A 20128-nucleotide genomic window follows, 5' to 3' on the forward strand; every position below is an offset into this window, starting at 1 on the left:
CTGCTCCTCGGAGGTCGCCGTGGGCCGGGCGCTCAGGCGGGGTGCGCGGGCACGACCATGACGGGGCCGGCCGTGTTCTCCAGCACCGCCTGGGACACCGAGCCGAGCAGCAGCCCGCGGAAGCCGCCGATGCCGCGGGAGCCGACCGCGACCAGGTCCGCGGTGCGCGTGGCGTTCGTGAGGATGCGGGCCGGACGGCCCACGAAGATGTGGTGCTCCACCGTCAGCCCGGGGTGCTCCGCGGCGATCTCCTCCGAGATCTGGGTGAGCTTCCGGTCGGCCTCGTGGAAGTACCGGGCCTGGTTGAACTCGTCCTGGAACCAGGAGGGCGTGCCGGACAGGGCGCCGTTCACGGAGACCAGTGCGAGGGTCTTGCCGTGCTCCTGGGCGTACTCCATGGCCTTCCACAGCGCCGGGTTGCGCGAGCCGAGGGCGTCGAGGCCGACGACCACCTTGCCGGTGAAGTCGATCTCGTCCGCCTTGACCGGTCCCTCCGCCTCGAGCGCGAAGTCGCCGGCGCTGCCGCCGTGCCGTTCGGAGTGCCGGTTCTCCGCGGAGTCGGGGACGATGATGACCGGGCACTTGGCGTGCGCGGCGACCGCGGCGGACACCGAGCCCAGCCGGCCGCGCAGCGCACCGCCGCGACCGCGCTTGCCCATGACGACGAGCGCGGCCTCGCCCGACTGCTCCACGACGGCCTTGGCCGCATCACCGCCGGCCTCGACGACCTCCACGGGCAGCCCCGCCTGCTCCACGGTCTGCCGGGCCTCGGCCAGGTGGTCGGCGTTCTCCTTCATGACGGCCTCGGTGAACCGCATCTCGAGCCCGGGGTCCCCGACCCCGATGACCGGGTAGGCGCCGACCAGGCGCACGGACAGGTTCTGGGCCCGGGCCTCGTCGAGCGCGCGTTCGAGCGCATGACGGGCCTGGTCCGACCCGTCGATGCCGACGAGCACGGCGTCGTGCCCGGAGTCGGCGGCGGACTGGTGGTCTCTGCGGGAGTTGTCGTTCATGGTGGCATCGTAAGTGATCCACGGCACAACCCCCGGGTGCGGCCCCGGTTGTTACCGGGCGTTCCGGAGCAGCCAGGAGTCGCCGCGGGCGCGCAGGCCCAGCGTCAGCGCCCGCGCACCCAGGTAGCCGCCCGCGTAGGCGATCCACAGCCACACGAACCCTCCGGTCCCGTCCCCGGCGGAGCGTGCCACGAGCACCAGCAGCGGGGCGTAGACCGCGAGGTTCAGCACCCCGGCCACCGCGAGGTAGCGGGCGTCCCCGGCCCCGATGAGCACGCCGTCGAGGACGAAGACGTAGGCGGCCAGCGGCTGGCCGACCGCCACCACCAGCAGGGCCGCCGCGAACAGGGCCTGCACCGCCGGGTCGGGGCTGAGCAGGAAGCCCAGCCGGCTGACGAGCAGGGCCACGACGAGACCCGTGACCACGCCGAAGCCGAGCCCCCACAGCACCAGCCGGTTCATCAGGTCCCGGATCGCCCGCCGCTCGGCGGGGTCCTCGACGTCCCGTGCCCCCATGTCCCGCCCCAGCAGCGCCTGCGCGGCGATCGCGAGGGCGTCGAGGGCGAAGGCCAGGAAGTTGAACACCGTCATGACGAGCTGGTGCGCCGCGAGGTTGTGGGCGCCCTGCCCGGTGACCACCAGGACGGTCGCGAGAATGGCCACCCGCAGGGAGACCGTGCGGAGCATCAGCCAGGAGCCCACGGCCAGGTGCGCCCGCAGGCGCGACCACGTGGTGGCCGGACCCACGCCGTGCGCCCGGGCGAGCCGGCGCAGGATCACGAAGTACGCCAGCGCCATGGCCCACTGCACCGCGCTCGTGCCGATCGCGGCGCCGGCCACCCCGAGGCCCGCGCCGTGGACGAGCAGGAGGTTGAGCCCCGCGTTGGCCGCGGCCCCGATCCCGGCGATGAGCAGGGGGGTCCGCGTGTCCTGGAGCCCGCGCAGCACGCCGGTGGCCGCGAGCACGAGCAGCATGGCGGTCAGCCCGGGCAGGGACCAGTGCAGGTAGACGACGCCGTGCTCCAGGACCTCGCCCCGCGCGCCCATCATGGTGAGCAGCGGGCGGCCCAGCACCCAGCCCCCTGCGGAGAGCAGGAGACCGAGCCCCGCGGCCACCCAGAGACCGTCCCGGCCCACCGCCACGGCCTCCGGCAGCCGCCCGGCGCCGAGGTGCCGGGCGACCGCCGGGGTGGTGCTGTAGGCGAGGAAGACCATGAGCCCCACGACCGTCTGCAGCACGGCCGCCGCCACGCCCACGCCGGCGAGCTGCGGGGTGCCGAGGTGACCGACGATCGCGGAGTCCGCCAGCAGGAACAGCGGCTCGGCCACGAGCGCCCCGAAGGCGGGCACGGCCAGGGCGAGGATCTGCCGGTTGAGGCCGCGGGGGCGGGAGGTCGTGGTCACCGGTCCAGGCTACCGACGACCCCCCGCCCCCGCGGCGCACCGCCGGACGGAGCGGCGCCCGGACGGGCCGGCGCTCAGAAGGGGTAGTGCGGGACGTCCGGGCTGATCGTGATCCACTGCGTCTCGGTGAACGCGTCGATGTTGGCGGTCGGCCCGCCGAACCGGGAGCCGGTCCCGGACGCGCCCATGCCGCCGAAGGGGGCGTTCGCCTCGTCGGCCACGGTCATCTCGTTGATGTGGATCTTGCCGGAACGGATCCGGTCGGCGATCTTCATGGCCTCCCCGACGTCCCCGATGATGGACACCGACAGCCCGTACTCGGAGGCGTTGGCGAACTCCACCGCCTCCTCGGCGCTCGACACCTTCATCACGGGCGCCACCGGCCCGAAGATCTCGTCCTTCCACGCCGTCATCTCGTGCGTCAGGTCGGCGAGCACGGTGGGCCGGTAGAACAGCCCGTCGTGGGAGCCGCCGGCGACCACCCGGGCGCCGGCGATGGCGGTCTCCTGCACGATCGCGTCGATGGACTTGAGCTGGCGCTCGTCGATGATGGGGCCCAGGTGCACGGGCCCGCCGGAGGGGTCCCCGACCACCAGCGCCTCCGCCTTCGCCGCGAGCTTGTCCACGTACTCGTCGTGCAGGTCCTCGTGCACCAGGTGACGCCCGGTGGTCATGCAGATCTGGCCCTGGTGGAAGAAGGAGCCCATCGCCCCGACCCCGGCGGCCAGGTCCACGTCCGCGCCCGGCAGGACGATGACCACGTTGTTGCCGCCCAGCTCCAGGTGCGCGCGCTTGAGGTGCTGCGCCGCGGCCGCGCCCACGTGCCGCCCGGCGGCCGTGGAGCCGGTGAAGGACACGACGTCCACATCCGGGGCCTCGACCGCGGCGGCCCCGACGTCCCCGCCGCCGGGCAGCAGCTGGAGGACGCCGGGCGGCAGCCCGGCCTCCTCGAACACGCGCATGATGAGCGCCCCGCCCGCCACGGAGGTGCGGGGGTCCGGCTTGAGCAGCACCGCGTTGCCCAGTGCCAGGGCCGGCGCCACGGAGCGGATCGAGAGGATCAGCGGGAAGTTGAACGGCGAGATCACCGTGACCACCCCGGCCGGCACCCGGCGGGACAGCGACCAGTGCGGGGCGTCGGAGGGCAGGTACTCCCCGTGCGGGTGGGTCGGCAGCGCGGAGGCCTCGTAGCACTCCGCGGCCGCGACCGAGGCCTCCAGGCCGGCCTTGGGCTGGATCGCCCCGGTCTCCCGGACCACCCAGTCCACGACCTCCTCGGCGTGCTCCTCGAACAGGAGGCCGGCCCGGCGCAGCACCCCCGCGCGCTCGGAGGGCTTCAGCGCCGCCCACTCCCGCTGGGCCGCCGCGGCCTTCTCCGCCGCCTCGTACACGTCCTCGGGGGACGCGAAGCCGATCCTCCCGAGCGACTCGTCCGTCGAGGGGTTCGTCACGTCCTCGGTGCCGCCGCGGCCCTCGCGCCACCCGTTGACGTAGATCTTTCCGGTCCACACCGATGCGTCCAGCAGTGCCATGCGTCGAGCTCCTCAGTCTCCGGCCGCGGGGCGGACCGCCGGACGGCGGGGTGACCCACGGCACACGTGCAGTCGGAATTATTCTGCGTGTTCCTGGGAGAGCGCCCGGAACCGTGCTCGCCGCGGTGGTCTCAGAGGCCCCGGAGGCGGTCCATCTCCCGGCGGTCCTTCTTGGTGGGCCTTCCGGTGCCCCGGTCCCGCCGCGGGACCGCCGCGTGCAGTGCGGGAGGCGGCGGCGGGCTGTGGTCGACGTAGGCCTTCGCGGCCACCGGGGCCCCGACGCGCTTGGTCAGCAGCTGCACCACCTCGAGGACCTGCTCGTGCCCGGGACGCCGCACGGCCACCCGCTGGCCGGGCCGCACCGGCTGGGCGGCCTTGACCGAGGTCCCGTCGATCTTGACGTGGCCTGCACGGCACGCGGCCGTGGCGGCGGAGCGGGTCTTGAACACGCGCACCGCCCACAGCCACACGTCCACGCGAACGCTCGCGGGCGCCTGCGTCGTCGTCATCGCCCCTCCTCGGGAATCCTTCCCCGGGGGTCGTCCGCCCGGGGCACGGGATCCATTGTGCCGAACCCGTGCCGCCCCCGCGCCCGCACCGTGCCGACCCCGCGACGGACCCCGCACGGCTCGTGCGGGTCCGCACCGCGTGGCCGGGAGTGGGGACAAGTAATGTGCTACCGACCAGTGGTGCGCAACACTCCGGCAACGCGGCAGCCCCTACACTGAGGCTCATTCAGCGGTGGGCCGCACCGGGGCACTGCGCCGTGTGCGGGCACCGCGGCCGACCACCTCCCGAGGGAAGGACACACCCATGAAGAGCAGGTTCCACGGGGCAGCGACCCTGTCCGTGCTGGCCGTCTCCGCACTGGCCCTGAGCGCGTGCACCAGCACCGACGGCGGCGACGGCGGCGAGGCTGCCGCCGGCGGGGAGAGCGAGGTGAGCCTGATCAACCCGGGAACCCTCACGGTCTGCTCGGACATCCCCTACGCCCCCTTCGAGTACGTCGAGGACGGCGAGACCGTGGGCTTCGACATCGACCTGGTCAACAACATCGCCGAGGACATGGGCGTGGAGACCGAGTTCATCACCACCTCCTTCGAGGCCATCGAGACCGGCTCCGCGCTGGACACCGACCAGTGCGACCTCGCCGCCTCCGGGATGACCATCACCGAGGAGCGCGAGTCGGTGATGGACTTCTCGGAGCCGTACGTCGCGGACAACCTGGGGCTGCTCGTGGCACCGGGCTCCGGCATCGGGTCCGTGGCCGACATCGAGGGCCGGCGGGTGGGCGTGCAGCAGGCCACCACCGGCGAGACCTACGCGCAGGAGAACGGCGCCGACGTGGTCCAGTACGAGGACTCGGCGCTGATGATCCAGGGCCTCAACACCGGTGACGTCGAGGCCGTGGTGGCCAACATCTCGGTGACGGGTCCCGCGATCGACGACAACCCCGAGCTGGAGCTCGTCGAGGAGATCGAGACCGGCGAGGAGCTGGGCCTGGCGGTCAAGACCGGCAACACGGCCCTGCTGGAGCAGGTCGACGAGTCGCTGGCGGCCATGGAGGAGGACGGCACCCTCGAGGACCTCAAGGCCGAGTGGCTGGGCGCCACGGGCGCCGAGGGCTCCGCGAGCCCGGAGCCTGCCGCGAGCTGACCGGACGCCGCACCCACCGGGTGTGACGGGCGGCACGGACGCCGCGGCCCGCGCGAGGCGGGCCGCGGCGCCGTCGTCCGTAGGCTGGGCCCGGGGCGGGCGCCGCCGCTCCTGCGCCTCCCGGCCCGCCCCGCGACCGACGACAGGGGAAGCTCCCGTGACCACCCGCTCCGGACTCGAGCTGCAGCACGTCCACCCCGGCGTCCGCCCGCAGGACGACCTGTACCGCCACGTCAACGGCGGCTGGATCGAGGCGCACGAGCTGCCGGAGGACCGGGCGTTCGACGGGGCCTCGGCGATCCTCACCGACCTGAACACGCAGCGGGTGCACGAGATCGTGCAGGAGGCCCCCGCCGGGTCGCGGATGCGCGCGCTGTACCGCTCCTTCCTCGACGAGGACGAGATCGAGCGCCGCGGACGGGCCGTCCTGGCCCCGGACCTGGCGGTGCTGGACGCCGCCCGGGGCAAGGAGGGCCTCGCCCGCGCCTCGGCCGCCCTGCACCGCACGGGTGTGGACGGGGTGCTGTCCTTCTTCGTGGAGAACGACTCCCGGGACTCCTCCCGCTACTCGTTCTTCCTCCGCCAGGACGGGCTGTCCCTGCCCACGGACAGCTACTACACCGACCCCCTGCACGAGCGGCTGCGCACGGCGTTCACGGACCACGTCGCGGCGATGCTCGAGCTGGCGGGCCTGCCGGCGCGCTGGGGTGTGAGCGCCGGGGACGCCGCGGCGACCGTGCTCGCCATGGAGACGCAGCTCGCCGCGGCCCACTGGGACACCGTCTCCGCGCGGGACGTCGAGGAGATGTACAACCCCGTGGACGTGCCCGGCCTGCAGGCCATGGCCCCCGGCTTCCCGTGGACGGCGTGGCTCGAGGGCACCGCCCCGGAGCGCGGCGCGGCGATCTTCGACCGGGTCATCGTGCGCCAGCCGTCCTTCGTGGCGCAGCTGGGCCGGCTGTGGGAGCAGTGGCCGGAGGAGCAGATCCGGATCTGGCAGTCGTGGCGGATCGTGTCCAAGCGCGCGCCCTTCCTGCCCCGGCCGTTCGTCGAGGAGAACTTCCGCTTCTACAGCACCGCCCTGTCCGGCATCACGCGCCCCCGCGAGCGGTGGAAGCGCGCCGAGTTCCTGGTCACCCGGGTCCTGGGCGACGACGTGGCGCGCGAGTACGTGGCCCGCTGGTTCCCGCCGGCGCACAAGGCCCGGGTGGAGCAGCTCGTGGAGCACCTGCTGGCCGCGTACCGGGAGCGGATCTCCCGGCTGGAGTGGATGTCGGAGGCCACGCGGGCCCGCGCCCTCGAGAAGCTCTCCACGTTCACGGTCAAGGTCGGCCACCCCGGGACCTGGCGGGACTACTCCTCCCTGCACCTGGATCCGGAGGACCTGCTCGGCAACGTCCGGGCGGGACTGGCGCTCGAGCACGACCGCACCGTCGGGAAGATGGGCACCCCCGTGGACCGCGGCGAGTGGTTCCTCTACCCCCACTGGGTCAACGCCTACTTCCACCCCGTGCTCAACGAGGTGGTGTTCCCCGCCGGGATCCTGCAGCCGCCGTTCTTCGACATCGAGGCCGACGACGCCGTGTGCTACGGCGCGATCGGCTCCGTGATCGGCCACGAGATCGGCCACGGCTTCGACGACCAGGGCGCCAAGTACGACGCCCGCGGCCACCTCGCGAACTGGTGGACCGATGCGGACCGCGCGGAGTTCGCCCGGCGCACCGCCGCGCTCGTCGCCCAGTACGACAGCTGCACGCCCCGCGGGCTGGACCCGGCCCGGCACCGCGTCAGCGGGGCCTTCACGGTGGGGGAGAACATCGGGGACCTCGGCGGGCTGGAGATCGCCCTGGTGGCCTACCGGATGTCCCTGGCCGAGCGGGGCCTGGAGCAGGACACCGCTCCGGTGCTCGACGGGCTGACCGGCGCGGAACGGTTCTTCTACGCCTACGCGGCCCTGTGGCGCTCGACCGCCCGGGAGCAGGAGCTGGTCAACCGGCTGGCCACCGACCCGCACGCCCCGGACGAGTTCCGCTGCAACCGCGTGGTGCAGAACATGTTCGCGTTCCACGACACCTTCGCCACCCGCCCCGGGGACGGTCTGTGGCTGGCACCGGAGGAGCGCGTGAACATCTGGTGACCCGTCCGCTCCTTCTTCCGGCGGGACCGCGTGCGACGGCGGCCGGAGTGGGCCGGGGTCCGTCGCACGCGGCCTCGGGGACAGGGAGCGGGGCGGATCAGCCGGGCAGCGGCGGCGTGCGCGGGGGCACGGTGCGGCGGGAGCCGGTGGCCTCGAAGGCCGCGCCGAGGTGCAGGAGCGCGGTGTCGTCGTAGGCCCGGCCGGCGATCGTCAGGCCGACGGGCATCCCCGTGTCGGTCATCGTGCCCATGGGCACGGTGACGGTGGGGATGCCGAGGTGCCGGGGCACGAGGTTGCCGTTGGCGACCCAGACGCCGTTGCGCCAGGCCGCCTCGGCGGAGACCGGGTCCACGTCGGCGTCGGCGGGACCGACGTCGGCGACGGCCGGGAACACGACGGCGTCGAGGCCCAGCCCGTCCATCCACTGCTCCAGGTCGACACGGCGGGTCTCCTCGAGCCCGCGCAGCCCCTCCGCCAGGTGCGGGATCTCCGTGAGCACCGGGACGCCGTGCTCGCGCACGACATCCGGGTAGTCGGCGATGTCGTCCTCGAAGCCGTCGTAGCGGTCGGGCAGGGCACCGGCCGGGTGCGGGAAGATCCGGGACCCGTCGACGTCGGCGAGCCGGTGCAGTGCCGGGTCTCCGTTGGCCTCGAGGAAGTCGTGCCACGCCCAGGACGAGAGGTCCACGATCTCCCGGTGCAGGTACTCCGGGCTCACCAGCCCGCGGGTCGCGATCGTGGGCGCGCCGGGGCGGTCGCCCTCGTAGTTGCTCACCACCGGGAGGTCGACCTCGACCACCGTGGCGCCCGCGGCCTCGAGGTCGCGGCGCGCGGCCTCCCACAGCGCGATCACGGAGGGGCGGGTCTCGATCCGCCGGCCCGTGGGGCCGCCGATCCCGGGGTTCTCGGCGGTCCCGGCCTCCGGGTCGGCGTTGACGTACATCCGCGGCACCCCCAGGCGCACGCCGGCAAGGACGCCCGCGGCGGCCTCGCGGTCCGGGACGGCCAGCGCCGGATAGGACTCCGGCCGCACCGAGGACGCGGCGGGAACGTCGATCCAGGGCTGCACGCGCCAGAAGTCGCCGCGGGTCTCGGGGTCGTCCGCGACCACCACGTCGAGCACCTCGAGCAGGTCGGCCACGGTGCGGGTGTGCGGCACGACGACGTCCATCGTGGGCACCAGCGGCCAGTTGCCGCGCACCGAGATCACCCCGCGCGAGGGGGTGTAGGCGCACAGGGCGTTGTTGGACGCGGGGGCACGGCCGGAGGACCAGGTCTCCTCGCCGAGGCCGAACGCGGCGAAGCTCGCGGCCGTGGCCGTCCCGGAGCCGTTGGAGGAGCCCGAGCCGAAGGCCGCGGTGAGGTACTCGCCGTTGTAGGGGCTCTCGGCCCGTCCGTAGAGGCCGCGCTGCATGCCCCCGTTGGCCATGGGGGGCATGTTGGTCAGCCCGAGCAGCACCGCCCCAGCCGCGCGCAGCCGTTCCACCGTGAAGGCGTCGTGCCGGGCCACGAGGTGCTCGAACGCGGGCGATCCGGCCGCCACCGTGAGACCACGGGCCTGGTAGCTGTCCTTGGCGGTGTACGGGATGCCGTCCAGCGGCCCGAGCGTCGCGCCGCGGGCCCGGCGGGCGTCGGAGGCGCGGGCCTCGTCCAGGGCCGCGGGGTTGTCCACGACGACGGCGTTGAGCTCCGGCCCGCCGCGGTCGTAGGCCTCGATGCGCCGCAGATAGGCGGTGACCAGCTCCTCGCTGGTCGTACGCCCGGACTCCAGGGCGGCGCGCAGCTGCCCGATGCTCGCCTCCACGACGTCGAACCCGCCGCCGCTCCCGGCGCCGGCCACGGTGCCGGGCCGGCTGTCCGGTCCGCTGCCGATCGCCTTCACCGCCGGCCCTCCTCGTCCGTGGCGGCGCGGCGGGCGGCCGGCTGCTGCTGGGTGATGCAGTGGATGCCGCCGCCGAAGGCGAAGATGTCGCGGGCGTCGACCAGCTCGACGGCCCGGCCGGGATAGGCCTGCGCCAGGATCCCGGCGGCGACGGCGTCGTGGGGGTCGTCGAAGGCGCACAGCACGACCACGCCGTTGGCGACGTAGTGGTTGATGTAGGAGAAGTCGACGAACCCGTCGCCGGCGTCGAGCACCGTGGGGGCGGGGACGTCGACGACGCGCAGCCGGCGCCCCTGCGCGTCGGTGGCCGCCTCGAGCACCGCGCGGATCTGCCGGGACACCGCGAAGTCGGGGTGGGCCGGGTCGTCCTGCCGGTGCACCAGGACGGTGCCCGGACCGGCGAAGGCGGCGACGATGTCGACGTGACCGCGGGTGCCGAACTCGTCGTAGTCCCGAGTGAGCCCGCGGGGCAGCCAGATCGCCGTGCTGGTGCCCAGGCGGGCGTGGATCTCGGCCTCGACCTGCTCCTTGGTGGCCCCGGGGTTGCGGCCGGGGTCCAGCTGGACGGTCTCGGTGAGCAGGACGGTGCCCTCGCCGTCGACGTGGAACCCGCCGCCCTCGTTGACCAGCGTGCTGGGCCGCACCTCGGCCCCGGCCCGCTCGGCCACGAGGCGGCCGAGGTGCTGGTCGTGGCCCCAGGCGGCCCAGTCCTGGGCGCCCCAGCCGTTGAACACCCAGTCCACGGCGACCACGTCCCCGGCGGGGTCGTGGGCGAACGTGGGTCCGGAGTCGCGCAGCCAGGCGTCGTCGAGCGGGGCCGCCACGACGTCGATGCCCTCCCCCAGCGCGGCACGGGCGGCGTCCGCGTCGGCGGGGTCCGCCAGCACGGTGACGGGCTCGTGCCGGGCGATCGTGCGGGCCACCGCCGCCCAGGCGCGCCGGGCCCGGGCGAGGGTCGCGCTGCCGGCGGGGCCGAAGGTCTCGTTGGGGGGCGGGAAGGCCATCCAGGTCCGCTCGTGGGGGGCCCACTCGGCAGGCATCACGGTGGTGGGCGTCGAGCTGGGCGTCGTTCCTACAGGGTGCATGGTCGGTGTTCCTCGGGTCGTTCTGCGGACGGGGGTCGGGGAGGTGCTCGTCACGGCGTGGCCGCCGGGCCGTCCGCGTCGAAGCGGACGCGACCGCCCACCACGGTCAGCCGCGTCCGGTTGCTCAGCAGCTGCGCCGATCCGGCGGCGAAGGGATCGGCCTCCAGGACGGTGAAGTCGGCGAGGTGGCCGGTGCGGATCCGTCCCTCCTGGTGCTCGGCGCGGCAGGAGAAGGCGGCGTCCCGGGTGGCGTGGCACAGGGCGTCGGCCAGGTCCAGGGCGTAGTGGGGCAGGTTCGGCGGCAAGGAGGAGTCCAGGGCGGACCTGCGGGTGGTGGCCACGTACAGATTGGGCAGCGGCTGGTGGGGCGCGGTGGGCGCGTCCGTGCTGATGGCCAGGGTGGCCCCGGCGGCGACGAACTCGGTCCAGGGGAAGGCCCGCTCGGTGCGGGGCTCGCCCAGCACCGCGCGCCAGTGGTCCTGGATCGCCGGGTCGGCGTGGACGGGCTGGACCGAGGCCACCACGCCGAGGGCGGCCAGGCGGCGCACGTTGTCCTCGGTGACCGTTTCCAGGTGCTCGATCCGGTGGCGGCGGTCCCGGGGGCCGTTGATCCGTTGGGCCTGTTCGAGGGCGTCCAGGGCGATGTCGGAGGCCTCGTCGCCGATGGCGTGCAGGGCGATTTGCAGCCCGGCGGCGTCGGCGGCGACGACCACCGGTGTCAGCGACTCCCGGTCCCAGATGGGCTCGCACGTGCTGCCGTCGGCGTAGGGCTCCTTCATGGCCGCGGTGCAGCTGTCGATCACGCCGTCGACCACGATCTTGATCCCGCAGATGCGCAGCCACTCCCCGGAGAGCTCCTCGGCGAGCTCGGCGGCCCGGTCGACCTGCGCGAGGTTCTCCGCGTCGCTGTCGCGGCGGTGCACGAGCCAGTGGCCCTTCACGCGCAGCGGCAGGGCGCCGCCGTGGCGCTGGACGGCACGCCGGAAGGCGGCGAGGTCGTCGTCCTGGACGGCCATGTCCACCGCCCCGGTGACGCCGACGGCCAGGTAGTGCTCGAAGACGGACTCCAGCTGGGCGTCGCGGTCGGCGTCGGTGGCCGCCCGGGCCAGGGCGGGCCAGACGATCTGCTGGGCGGCAGTCTCGTAGAGCATCCCGTCGGCAGTTCCCGTGACCGGGTCGCGGCCGATCCGGCCGCCGATCGGATCCGGGGTGGTGTCCTCGATGCCCAGTTCCGCCAGGGCCGCGGTGTTGACCCACACCGAGTGGAGGTCGTTGGCGTCGAGGTAGACGGGACGGTCCGGGACGGCCTCGTCGAGCAGCGCCCGGGTGGGCGCCGCGCCCGCGAGGGCGCCGTAGAGCCAGCCGGTGCCGAGCAGGCGAGGTGCGTGCGGGTTCTCCGCGGCCGCCCGGCGCAGCCGGGCCTGGATCTCGGTCAGGTCCGCGGCGTCCCGCAGGGGCACCTTCTGCAGGGACTGGCCCGTCATCAGCAGGTGGGTGTGGGCGTCGATGATCCCCGGGAGGACGCAGCCCCCGGCGAGGTCCACCTCGGCGGCGCCGGGCCCGGCGGCGCGCCGGGCGCCCGCCTCGTCCCCGACGTACAGGAAACGGTCCCCGCGCACGACGAGCGCCTCGGCGTCGGCGCCGTCGGCGGTGAAGACGGCGGCGTGGGTGTAGACGGTGCAGTCGGTCACGGGGACGCTTTCGGCTCGTGCGGTACGGGGCATCAGACGATCACCGCCTGGGGGAAGCGTGCCTCCGGCCGGGCGGCAGCCTCGACCCGCACGGAGAGGCGGGAGATGAGCACCAAGGGGATCAGCAGGACGAACGTCATACCGGCCAGCACCGCGCCCAGCACGGTGTAGCCGGCCGCGGCCGAGACGGCGGTGCCGAACACGGGGGCGAAGGAGGAGCCGACGAGGTAGACCCCCAGCACCGGCGCCGACCACTTCCCCGAGGCGTCGAGCGCGGCGGCGACCGCGACGATGTAGATGAAGGACAGCATGTAGAGGGTGTTCCAGGCGATGACGACCACCATGTACCACCCCGGGTCGGTCACCGTCCCGGCGAGGAGCTTGAGCACCCCACCGGCGGCCAGCGCCGCCGCGAGCGGCGCGGTGCGACCGAGACGTCCGCCGGCCAGCCCCACGAGGGCCGAGGCAGCCAGCCCGCCGAGGGTGGAGAGGCTGAGCACCAGGCCCATCCCGGTCTCGTCGAGCCCTGCCTGGTCGGCGCCCATCGTGGCGGCCACGGCCCACAGGGAGTCCTCGCTCAGCGCCCACAGCGCGAAGCAGGCCAGCAGCCCGGTGCCGGCCGTCGCCGTCCGGCGGGAGGAGGTCGCGCTCGGTGCGGTGGAGATCGCCTCGGGGGTCGGCAGCACAGCGGGAGCAGGCCGGTCGGGAAGCCACCCCGTGGTGAGCAGCGCGGCCAGGGCCAGGCCGGCGAGCAGGCCGAAGGCGCTGCCCATGCCCGCGCCCAGGACCGGGATGACGAACAGGACCACCGAGACGATCGCACGGTTGGTGAAGCCGCTGATGCCCGAGGCCCGGTCGGGGTTGCGCAGCGCCCCCAGGGCCGCACCACCGGCGGAGACCGCCCCACCGGCACCGAGACCTCCGAGCACGATCCCGGCCACGACCACCGGCACCGAGGGGACGAAGGCGGCGGCGCCGAAGCCCAGGGCGGTCAGGGTCAGTCCGGCGCGGGCCACGACGTAGCGTCCGGAGCGGGCCGTCCACCGGGAGGTGGCCAGGCAGGAGGCCGCGCAGGCCAGCAGCGAGGCCGTCATCAGCGTTCCCGCCGCGGTGACGGACAGACCGAGCTCCCCGGTCAGGGCGACGATCATGACCGGGACCAGGTTGGCGGTCATGAACCCCACCACGCTGATCCCGAAGACGGACACGGCGCGGGGCGCCGTCAGCGGCACGCGGCCGGAGTGCTCAGGCGCAGGGCTGTTCTCGGACATGGTCTTCCCCTCGTGGACGAGACGTGAGTGCCATCACATAAATGAAAGGCTTTCATTAGTATGGGGCGGCCCTCCGCGCACCACAAGAGTTTTGGTGAAAGGCTTTCAGTAACTTCCGCGCGACGCCTGCACGTGCACTCCGGCGACGAGGACGTCCAGCCCGAAGGCGAAGGCCGCCTCCGCGCGCTCCTCGACGGAGCCGAGGCCGTCGATGGCGCGGCTCAGGGCGGGGAACCGGCCCGCCGGCGGCGCCCAGACCACCTCGGGCGCCGTCAGGTCCAGCGCGGAGCCCAGGGCCAGGTAGTCGATCGCGGAGATCGCCGGGACGATCGCCTCCCGCGCGAGCCCGGCCCGCTGCAGGACGACAGCCATGTCCTCGTAGATCCCGATCACGCCGGGGTCCTGGACGGTCTGGGTGATGAGCAGGGGAACCAGGCGGGGGTGGGCGACCATGCAGTCGCGGTAGGTCCGCACGAGCGCCCGCAGCGCGTCCTCCCACGGCAGGTTCTCGAGGTCCACGGGCGCGGGGGCGGCGAACACCCGGCCGCGCATCAGCTCGACGATGTGCTCCCGGTTGTCGATGTGGTTGTACAGCGCCGACTGGCTGACCCCCAGCAGGCGGGCGACCTTGGGGAAGCTGAAGTCCCCCGTCTCGTCGACGAGGGCTAGGGCGGCGGTGACGACGGCGTCGGCCGACAACAGCGGAGAACGGGGACGGGCCATGGGGGAGCTCCTCGAACGGTGCGGGTCCCGTCGAATCTACCGAGGATCCCCCGGGACGGGTGTCGGGCCCCCTGCGTCCACGGCAGGTGGACCGGCGGCCCGGGGCCGCCCCCCGGTCCACCGGCCCACCCTCCTGGTCCGGCCCCGCCCGCGGCGTCCTCTCAGTCGAGGACCGGGAGCTCGGTGGTCTCGAAGCTCTCGCGGAAGAAGGCGGGGTTGCGCCGGTACTGGACGAGCATCACGACGATGCCGAGCAGGAGCATCCCCACGCCGAGGACGAACACGAGGCCGACCCCGCCGATCGCCGAGCCGGAGCCGTACTCCGGGTCCATGGAGTCGTAGGACGTCTGGACGAAGAAGACCAGCAGCAGGATCCCGCCGAGCAGCGGCGCCAGGAACTTCGTCAGGAAGCCCTTCGCGGTGCGGAAGGCCTCGCGCCGGAAGTACCACACGCAGGCCAGGGCGGTGACGCCGTAGTAGAAGCACACCATCATCCCCAGGGTGGTGATGGTGTCCCACAGGACGTTCTCGGAGACCACGCGCATCACGGCGTAGAACACCGAGGCGATGACGGCCGCCGCGATCGTGGCGTAGCCCGGGGACTGGAAGCGGGCGGTGATCCGGGCGTACTTCGCCGGCAGCGCGCCGTAGTGGCCCATGGCGAGCATGGTGCGCGCCGGGGAGATCATCGTGGACTGCAGGGAGGCCGCCGAGGAGGACAGCACCGCCAGCGACATCAGGATCGCGAAGGGCCCCATGACCGGCCCGGCCAGCGCGGCGAAGACGTTCTCCTGGATCTCCTCGTTGCCCAGGCCGAACTCGGCGCCGCCCACCCCGGCGTAGGAGAGCACGGCGAGCGAGACGGTCATGTAGAGGGCGACGATGACGAGGATGGTCGCGATGGCCGAGCGGCCGGGTCCGTTGGTGGACTCCTTGCTCTCCTCGTTGAGGGTGAGCACCACGTCCCAGCCCCAGTAGATGAACACGGACAGGGACACCCCCGCGGCGAACGCGGAGAAGGACTCCACGCCGAACGGGTCGAACCACTCGGGACGCACGGTGAGACCGTCGAAGGCGGTGCCGCCGGCCACGTGGCCGAAGGCCGCGGCGGCGAACCACAGCAGGACCAGCAGCTGGAAGACGACGAGGACGTACTGCACCACCTTGGTGGCCTCCATGCCCCGGTAGGAGACCCAGGCCGCGAGCGCCACGAACGCCAGGCAGGTGGCCACGTTGACGGGCACGTTGCGGGTCAGCTCGGCGATGGCGTCGTTGCCGGTGAGCTGGGCGAGGGCGAGGTAGAAGAAGTCCACGGCGATGCCGGCCAGGTTCGACAGCACCAGGATCGTGGCGGCGAGGAGCCCCCAGCTGCCCATCCACCCGACCCACGGGCCGAAGGCCTTCGACACCCAGGTGAAGGTGGTGCCGGAGTCGGGCATGGCCCGGTTGAGCTGCCGGTAGCCGATGGCCACGAGCAGCATGGGGACGAACCCCACGAGCAGGATCGCCGGGAGGTGGGTCCCCACCGCGGCGGCGGTGGGGCCGAGGGCCCCGGAGAGCGTGTAGGCGGGCGCGATGGTGGACACGCCGATGACCACGGAGCCGAGGACGCCCACCGAGCCCTTGCTGAGCCCCTTCTCGTGGCGCGTCGTGGACTGGTCGGTGCGGGGTGCGGTTCCGGTGCTCATGACGTGGACTCCTTCTCGGTCTGGTCCGGACGGGTCTCCGGGGCGGTCCGGGGAACGACGACCACCGGCACCGGGAGGTGCCTGAGCAGCCGTGCCGCGGTAGTGCCCAGGAAGGTCTGCCGCCCCCGGGCCAGGCGGGACGACCCGATGAGCAGGAGGCCGCCGGGAGCCCAGTCGACGTCCTGCGCGGCCTTCTTGAGGGTCCGCCCGGAGGCGACCCGGACGGTCACGGACCGGGTCCGGCGGACCTCCTCCGCGGCGGCCTCGAGGTGCGCCTCGACGCGCCGTCGGGCCTGCTCGGTCGTGCCCGGATCGGCGGCCCGGCCCTCGAGGAAGGAGATGAGCTCCAGCTCGAGTCCGGAGCGCTCGACGGCCTCGACCGCCTCCCGGAGGACCTGGTGCGCCCCGGGCCGGGTGCCCACGGCGGCGTAGAGGCGGTCGAGCGGCACGTCCCCGGGGTACCGGCGCGGGGCCAGCGCCACGGGGAGCGGCGAGCTGTGCAGCAGCGCGTTGACCACGGGCCCGACCGAGAAGCGGCCCGATCCGGCGCCGGCGCCCACCACGATCAGCTGCGCCCCGAGCTCGGTGGCGGCCCGGACGAGGCCCGCGGCCGCGGATTCGTCCTCGCGGAGGTGCGTGCGGGCCACGACGCCCTCCGGCACGAGCTGCACGGCCTCCCGCAGCCACGTGCGCGCCTGCTGCCGCACGACCGGGGCGACGTCCCCGACCGGCGGATAGACCTGCTGATAGGGGCTGTCGGCGCGCAGCACGAGCACGATCTCCAGCTCGGCCCCGAAGGCCCGGGCCATCGCCCCGGCGAGCCGGACCGCGTCCCGGCTGGGCCGGTCCCCGTTGTAGCCGACGACGCAGCGCTCCGGCCGGGCGCCGTTCACCGCGCGGCTCCCTGCAGGGCGGCGGCGGGCGCGCTCCCGGCACCGAGGATCTCGGCGGCCGCGAGCCGGCCCTGGCGCAGGGCGCCGTCGACGTGCTGGTAGCCCTCGGCGGCGAGGTCCGAGCAGGCCCAGCGGATCGGGCCCACGGGGGTGCGCTGGTGCGCGCCGTAGCGGTGCAGCCCGCCGAGGTCGTAGCTGGCGGCGTAGGCGCCGCGGGTCCACTCCTCGGAGCCGAAGTCGGACTCGTAGTAGACCACCGGGTCCCGCGCCTCCTCCCCCAGGTAGTTCGACAGGGACTCCAGGATCCGCCGCTTGCGCTCCTCGGCGGGCAGGGCGAGGACCGCGTCGGCCTTCTCGTCGGAGACGAAGCCCACCAGAGTGCCCCGGGGATCCTCGTGGTTGGTGTTGTCGTAGACCTCCTGGCACAGCTCGTGGGCGCCGAAGCCGGTGCCGGAGAGGCCCTTGTCCCGCCAGAAGGGCGTCTCGTAGACGGCGTGCACCTTGATCACGAGGCCCAGCGACTGGTGCTGGTGCATCTGGTGCTGCAGCCGCGGCAGGGGCGGCTCGAAGGAGATCCGGGAGTAGAGGTTCGGCGGCACGGCCACGACCACGTCCTTCGCCCGCACCGTGAGCCGGTCGGACCAGACGGTCACCGGGGTGCCGGGGACGTGCTCGGCGTAGGTCTCGCCCTCGCCGGCCCAGCGGATCGTGCGCACCGGGGTGTCCAGGAAGACCACGTCCTCCCCGAGCTGGGCGGCCACGGCCTCGGAGACGGACTGCATGCCTCCGACCACGCGGCGGTCGAGGATGAAGTCCTCGTCCACCAGGTTGGAGAAGGACCCGGCGGAGGCCGCCATGAGCACCGCCTGCAGGGTGGAGAAGGCATGGGAGGGCTTGGTGAGCATCGCCCCGGCGATGAACATGCCGATGTTGGTGCAGGCCTCCTCGTCGCCGGACCGGGCCCGCAGCCAGGAGTGGAAGGAGACCGTGTCCAGCTCGCGGGCCAGCGGGTGCGCCCACGGCTGCTCGACGCCGATCTCCTCGACGAGGTCGTCGAGGACGCCGATGAGCCTCTCCATCTCGGCCACGGTCCGCTCCGACGCCGGAAAGAGGGAGCCGGTGTAGGTCCGGCGCACCCCGTCCGAGCCGACGTAGACGGACTCGCCCTCGCGGTAGCGCTGGAAGGTCTCCAGGCCGAGCTCCTCGACCAGAGCCAGCAGCTCGGTCTGGTCCGGGGAGATCCACTGCCCGCCGATCTCGAGGAACGCCCCGTCCACGGTCTTCGACCAGGTCCGCCCGCCCACGCGGTCGCGGGCCTCCAGGACGGCCACGGTGCGGCCGGCGGCCACGAGCTCGCGGGCGGCCGTGAGACCGGCGGGGCCGGCGCCGACGACGACGACGTCCCGCTCGATCGCGGTCTCGCTGCCCAGGGTGCGCTGATCGGTCACTGTGCTCTCCTTCACGCTAAAATGAACTGGTTTCATTAAGCGGTGGGGCACAGGTGCCCGTCAAGGCCTGCGACGAGAAATGTTCCCGGCGGGGCGTCTCCGGCGCCGGGAGCGCTACTTCTTGGCCCGGCGGCTCCCGGCGTGCCAGTCCTCCTCGACCCCGGGCCCGTCCGGCGCGGCGCCGAGGCCCCGCAGCCGCGGCTGCTCCCGGAGGCTGCGCTTGAGCTCGGCGAAACCGGGGAACCGGGCGAGGGCCACCACGTGGTCCCACAGCTCCACCGCGTCCTCCTCAGCAGGCAGCCGGCTGATGACGGGTCCGAAGAAGGCCACACCCTCCGGCGGCTCGAAGTGGATGATCGGGGTCCCGACGTCCCGGCCGGTGAGCGCCAGGGCCTCCTCCGTCTCCGCCCGGACCACCGCGTCCCACGACCGGTCGTCGAGGGCGTCGGCGAGCCCGACCGGGAGTTCTGCGGCGATGAGCACGGGTTCGAGGAAGGCACGGCTGCCGCGGCGGTCCTGCTCCACCGCCGGTGCGCCGGGCGCAGGATCGGCGTCGAAGATGCGGGTCCCGAGACCCTCGTACAGGCGCCCGACCGCCTCCCGCCCGTGCTCCGCACGGGTCCGGGCGGCCACGCGCAGCAGGCGCAGGCCCGCCGTGTGGGACGCCTCGTACTCCGGCGGGAACCACGCGTCGTAGTCCACGTGCTCGTTGAGCAGTCGCAGGGAGATGAACCGCCAGTCCACCCGGTAGTCCCGGCGGGCCGTCACCGTGCGGACCCACGAGCTGGTCAACCACGCGAAGGGGCACGTCGGGTCGAAGTAGAAGTGGATGTCGGCGCTCCTCATCGTGCACACGCTAGGAGCCGCCCGGGCGTCGGTCAAGGACACGGCCGTGGGGCTGCCGCCCCGGACGCCGCCCTAGACTCGGGGGTGACCGCCCGACCCCGCGGCCCGGACCTCTCGCCCCGGAACCCGCAGCACCGAGCACAGGAGGATCCGCCCATGGCTCCCGCCGGCCCCGCCCCTCGACGCCGCGGCCGCCCGCGCCAGCCGGTGCTCTCCGAGGAGCGGATCACCAAGTCCGCCATCAAGATCGTGGCCACGCGGGGCTACCAGCACCTGACGATGACGGAGCTGGCGCAGGAGCTGAAGGTCTCCACCTCGGCCCTGTACAACCACACGCCGTCGAAGCGGGACGTGCTGATCCGGGTCCAGGACGCGATCAACCAGGGCATCGACCGCTCCGGGTTCGACACCCTCCCCTGGGACCAGGCCCTCGAGCGCTGGGCGCGGTCCTACCGCGACTGCTACGCCCAGCACACGGCCATGATCCCGATCATGGCCGTGCTGCCGGTCGCGAACTCCCCGCACACCCTGCAGATGTACGAGACGGTGGCCTCCGGGCTCGCGGACGCGGGCTGGTCGCGCGCGGAGATCGCGGACGTGATCGTCTCGGTCGAGTCGCTGGTCTTCGGCGCCGCCTACGACGCCACGGCCCCCGCCGACATCTTCGACCCCGGGGAGCGGTCGGACCTCGCCCCGGTGTTCGCCGACGCGGTCCGGGCCCGGCCCGCGGACGCCGAGGCGGCCGCGGAGGAGGCGTTCGACATGGCCCTCACCGCCATGCTGGACGGCTTCCGGCTGCGCCTCTCGGCCGCACAGGACCGGACCGCCGGGCAGGACTGAGGCCTGGACAGGACTGCGC

Annotated in this window: 16 protein-coding genes; 3 read left to right on the plus strand and 13 right to left on the minus strand. The window is 73.6% G+C overall.

Features of this window, described 5'->3' with window-relative positions:
* Positions 1–32: 32 nt before the first annotated feature.
* The 4 genes from ACH9D3_RS03450 to ACH9D3_RS03465 all read right to left on the minus strand — a co-directional run bounded on the left by ACH9D3_RS03450 (position 33) and on the right by ACH9D3_RS03465 (position 4458).
* The gene (locus ACH9D3_RS03450; RefSeq protein ID WP_396409864.1) at positions 33–1013 is read right to left on the minus strand and encodes a universal stress protein; all 981 of its coding nucleotides are present in this window, start codon (positions 1011–1013) and stop codon (positions 33–35) included.
* Positions 1014–1064: 51 nt separating this feature from the next.
* Positions 1065–2417, minus strand: a complete 1353-nt coding sequence (locus ACH9D3_RS03455; protein WP_396399780.1) for an MATE family efflux transporter — start codon at positions 2415–2417, stop codon at positions 1065–1067.
* A 74-nt stretch (positions 2418–2491) separates the two neighbouring features.
* A complete protein-coding gene (locus tag ACH9D3_RS03460; RefSeq protein ID WP_396399781.1) occupies positions 2492–3949 on the minus strand; it encodes a benzaldehyde dehydrogenase in 1458 nt (485 codons plus the stop codon).
* Between the two features lie 131 nt (positions 3950–4080).
* A complete protein-coding gene (locus tag ACH9D3_RS03465; RefSeq protein ID WP_396399782.1) occupies positions 4081–4458 on the minus strand; it encodes an RNA-binding S4 domain-containing protein in 378 nt (125 codons plus the stop codon).
* 304 nt (positions 4459–4762) lie between these two features.
* Between ACH9D3_RS03465 and ACH9D3_RS03470 the strand changes: the two genes are divergently transcribed.
* Positions 4763–5605, plus strand: coding sequence for an ABC transporter substrate-binding protein (locus tag ACH9D3_RS03470; RefSeq protein WP_396399783.1), 843 nt, complete (start codon positions 4763–4765; stop codon positions 5603–5605).
* 157 nt (positions 5606–5762) lie between these two features.
* On the plus strand, positions 5763–7742 hold the full coding sequence (locus ACH9D3_RS03475; RefSeq protein WP_396409865.1) for a M13-type metalloendopeptidase: 1980 nt from the start codon (positions 5763–5765) through the stop codon (positions 7740–7742).
* A 97-nt stretch (positions 7743–7839) separates the two neighbouring features.
* Here ACH9D3_RS03475 and ACH9D3_RS03480 read toward each other — a convergent pair whose 3' ends face one another.
* The 9 genes from ACH9D3_RS03480 to ACH9D3_RS03520 form a co-directional block, all read right to left on the minus strand.
* Positions 7840–9582 (minus strand): amidase, encoded by a 1743-nt coding sequence (locus tag ACH9D3_RS03480; RefSeq protein WP_396409919.1) that lies wholly within the window; start codon positions 9580–9582, stop codon positions 7840–7842.
* Between the two features lie 38 nt (positions 9583–9620).
* On the minus strand, positions 9621–10709 hold the full coding sequence (locus ACH9D3_RS03485) for an agmatine deiminase family protein (RefSeq protein ID WP_396409866.1): 1089 nt from the start codon (positions 10707–10709) through the stop codon (positions 9621–9623).
* A 50-nt stretch (positions 10710–10759) separates the two neighbouring features.
* Positions 10760–12400, minus strand: coding sequence for an amidohydrolase family protein (locus tag ACH9D3_RS03490; RefSeq protein ID WP_396409867.1), 1641 nt, complete (start codon positions 12398–12400; stop codon positions 10760–10762).
* A 32-nt stretch (positions 12401–12432) separates the two neighbouring features.
* Positions 12433–13671, minus strand: a complete 1239-nt coding sequence (locus ACH9D3_RS03495; RefSeq protein ID WP_396409868.1) for an MFS transporter — start codon at positions 13669–13671, stop codon at positions 12433–12435.
* Positions 13672–13776: 105 nt separating this feature from the next.
* Positions 13777–14394 (minus strand): TetR/AcrR family transcriptional regulator C-terminal domain-containing protein, encoded by a 618-nt coding sequence (locus ACH9D3_RS03500; protein WP_396409869.1) that lies wholly within the window; start codon positions 14392–14394, stop codon positions 13777–13779.
* 161 nt (positions 14395–14555) lie between these two features.
* Complete coding sequence (locus ACH9D3_RS03505; protein ID WP_396399789.1) at positions 14556–16082, minus strand: APC family permease; 1527 nt, start codon at positions 16080–16082, stop codon at positions 14556–14558.
* Positions 16079–16975 (minus strand): universal stress protein, encoded by an 897-nt coding sequence (locus ACH9D3_RS03510; protein WP_396409870.1) that lies wholly within the window; start codon positions 16973–16975, stop codon positions 16079–16081. The genes ACH9D3_RS03505 and ACH9D3_RS03510 overlap by 4 nt, the downstream gene beginning before the upstream one ends.
* On the minus strand, positions 16972–18423 hold the full coding sequence (locus tag ACH9D3_RS03515; protein WP_396409871.1) for an FAD-dependent oxidoreductase: 1452 nt from the start codon (positions 18421–18423) through the stop codon (positions 16972–16974). The genes ACH9D3_RS03510 and ACH9D3_RS03515 overlap by 4 nt, the downstream gene beginning before the upstream one ends.
* Positions 18424–18537: 114 nt before the next feature.
* A complete protein-coding gene (locus tag ACH9D3_RS03520; protein ID WP_396409872.1) occupies positions 18538–19269 on the minus strand; it encodes a mycothiol-dependent nitroreductase Rv2466c family protein in 732 nt (243 codons plus the stop codon).
* A gap of 156 nt (positions 19270–19425) precedes the next feature.
* Here ACH9D3_RS03520 and ACH9D3_RS03525 point away from each other — a divergent pair, with 156 nt between their 5' ends.
* Positions 19426–20109, plus strand: a complete 684-nt coding sequence (locus tag ACH9D3_RS03525; RefSeq protein ID WP_396409873.1) for a TetR/AcrR family transcriptional regulator C-terminal domain-containing protein — start codon at positions 19426–19428, stop codon at positions 20107–20109.
* The last annotated feature ends 19 nt before the right edge of the window (positions 20110–20128 follow it).

This window comes from Kocuria kalidii (assembly GCF_044462225.1).
Classification (GTDB): domain Bacteria; phylum Actinomycetota; class Actinomycetes; order Actinomycetales; family Micrococcaceae; genus Kocuria; species Kocuria kalidii.